2 protein-coding genes are annotated in these 2,428 nt (G+C 62.6%); both read right to left on the reverse strand.

What is annotated here, in order from left to right; translation table 11 throughout:
* Positions 1-422: 422 nt before the first annotated feature.
* The gene (locus EN991_RS32370; RefSeq protein WP_027160544.1) at positions 423-1,106 is read right to left on the reverse strand and encodes an ABC transporter ATP-binding protein; all 684 of its coding nucleotides are present in this window, start codon (positions 1,104-1,106) and stop codon (positions 423-425) included.
* The gene (locus tag EN991_RS32375) at positions 1,103-2,389 is read right to left on the reverse strand and encodes a lipoprotein-releasing ABC transporter permease subunit (protein ID WP_013531108.1); all 1,287 of its coding nucleotides are present in this window, start codon (positions 2,387-2,389) and stop codon (positions 1,103-1,105) included. The genes EN991_RS32370 and EN991_RS32375 overlap by 4 nt, the downstream gene beginning before the upstream one ends.
* Between the last annotated feature and the right edge of the window lie 39 nt (positions 2,390-2,428).

The raw sequence follows: 2,428 nt of genomic DNA on the forward strand, positions 1-2,428 counted from the left end.
GGCGAACGCCGCCAAATCACATGGCTCCGATCCAGATTGCCATGGAGACGAGAAAGGTGCTCATGCAAACCAGTGAGATGACATCCTGAACCAGATCGGTCATAACTCTCTCCTGTTGTTGATATGTTCGTATTTTGTTCTAATTTTGTTCAAATGTCAAGGCGCACAATCCGGCCGTGTCCGAATTTCCGGGCGATCAGATCGGCAGGGTTAAGAAAAGGTTGACGGGCGAACGACGGTTGCCCAGCGCCGACCAGGGCACGACGAGACTGGGGTCAGGCAGAGCCGAGAATGGTGGATTTCGAGAACCGGAGCGGAGCGTACTTTTGGGTACGCGAGCACCATTCTACCGCGACGGGGTAGAACGGGAAGCGCAGGAAGCCGCCTTTCGCAGGCCGGCCTCACCCCAGTATCGCCGTGCCCTAGAGCGGCACCACTTTGCCGTCGGCTAGCGTGACGCGCCGGTCCATGCGCGATGCCAGTTCGTGATTGTGGGTGGCGATCAGCGCCGCGAGGCCCGATTGCTTGACCAGCGCCGCCAGCGCCTCGAACACATAGGACGCGGTGACCGGGTCGAGATTGCCGGTCGGCTCGTCCGCCAGCAGTACCAGCGGCGCATTGGCGACCGCACGCGCAATGGCGACGCGCTGCTGTTCGCCGCCGGAGAGCTCGGACGGCCGGTGCGCCGCGCGTTTGCCGATCTGCATGTAGTCGAGCAGCTGCGCCGCGCGCTCGGCCGCGTCCTTGCGGCTGAGCCCCTTGATGAGCTGCGGCATCATGATGTTTTCCAGCGCCGAGAATTCCGGCAGCAGATGATGGAACTGGTAGACGAAGCCGACATCGTTGCGGCGGATCGCCGTGCGCTCGTCGTCGGACAGCCGCCCGCAGGCGCGGCCGGCCAGGATGACGTCGCCGGCGTCGGGACGCTCCAGCAGGCCGGCGGTGTGCAGCAGCGTCGATTTGCCGGTGCCAGACGGCGCCACCAGCGCCACCATCTCGCCGCGCTTCAGCGAGAAGTCCGCACCATTGAGAATGGTGAGCTTTCGCGGTCCCTGGACGTAGTGCCGCTCGACGCTCTTCAGCTCGATAATGACCTCGGCCACTATTCGTACCTCAAGGCTTCGACCGGATCGAGACGCGCGGCGCGCCATGCCGGAAACACCGTTGCCAGGAAGGACAGGCCGAGCGCCATCAGGACGACATAGGTCGTCTCGCGCGGATCCATCTTCGCCGGCAACTGGCTGAGGAAATAGAGTTCAGGATTGAACAGCACCTTGCCGGTCATCCACGAGAAGAACTGGCGGATCGATTCGATGTTGGTGCAGATCAGTACGCCGAGCAGCACGCCGGCAAGCGTGCCGGTCACGCCGATCGCCGCACCCGTCATCAGGAAGATGCGCAGGATGGCGCCGCGCGACGCCCCCATGGTGCGCAGGATGGCGATGTCGTGGCCCTTGTCCTTCACCAGCATGATCAGGCCGGAGATGATGTTCAGCGCAGCCACCAGCACGATCAGCGTCAGGATCATGAACATGACGTTGCGTTCGACCTGCAGCGCGGAGAAGAAGGTCTCGTTGCGCTGGCGCCAATCGACCATGTCGATCGGCCGCTGCGCCGCCGCCTCCACTTTCGGTTTCAGCGCATCGACATCGTCTGGATTGTCGACATAGATCTCGATCGTTTGCGCCCGCCCGTCCATGTTGAAATAAAGCTGCGCTTCGGAAAACGGCATGTAGACGATGGACGTGTCATATTCGGACATGCCGACTTCGAAGATCGCCGCGATCTTGTAGCCCTTCATGCGCGGCGTGGTGCCGATCGGCGTCACGTCGCCGTCGGGCGAAATCAAGGTGATGGTATCGCCAAGCGTCAGGCCGAGATTCTCAGCCATGCGCTTGCCGATGGCAACGCCCTCGCCAGAATCGAAATCGGCGATCGAACCCTGCTTGATGTTGCTGGCAACGATGGCGATCTTGCTCAGATCCTCGCCGCGTATGCCGCGAACCAGCGCTCCGGTTCCGCCGCCGACATTGCCTTGCGCAAGCACCTGGCCATCGATCAGCGGGATGGCGTATTTAACGCCTGCTACACCGTTGATGCGGCTGGCGACCTGCGCATAGTCCTCCAGCGGCGAATCGAGCGGCTGCACGATCAGGTGGCCGTTGACGCCGAGGATGCGCGTCAAAAGCTCCGCCCTGAAACCGTTCATCACCGCCATGACCACGATCAGCGTGGCGACGCCCAGCATGATGCCGAGGAACGAGATCGAGGCGATCACCGAGATCACCGTCTCCTTGCGCCGCGAACGCAGATAGCGCCAGGCGACCATGCGCTCGAAGATGGAAAAGGGTCCGGCGCCGACCGATCTTGCCGCCACCGCCTCGCTCATGCGGCGACACCGAAGCGCTTCTTCGCGTCCGCGATAGGC

Source organism: Mesorhizobium sp. M7A.F.Ca.US.005.03.2.1, assembly GCF_003997795.1.
GTDB classification, from domain to species: Bacteria; Pseudomonadota; Alphaproteobacteria; order Rhizobiales; family Rhizobiaceae; genus Mesorhizobium; species Mesorhizobium ciceri.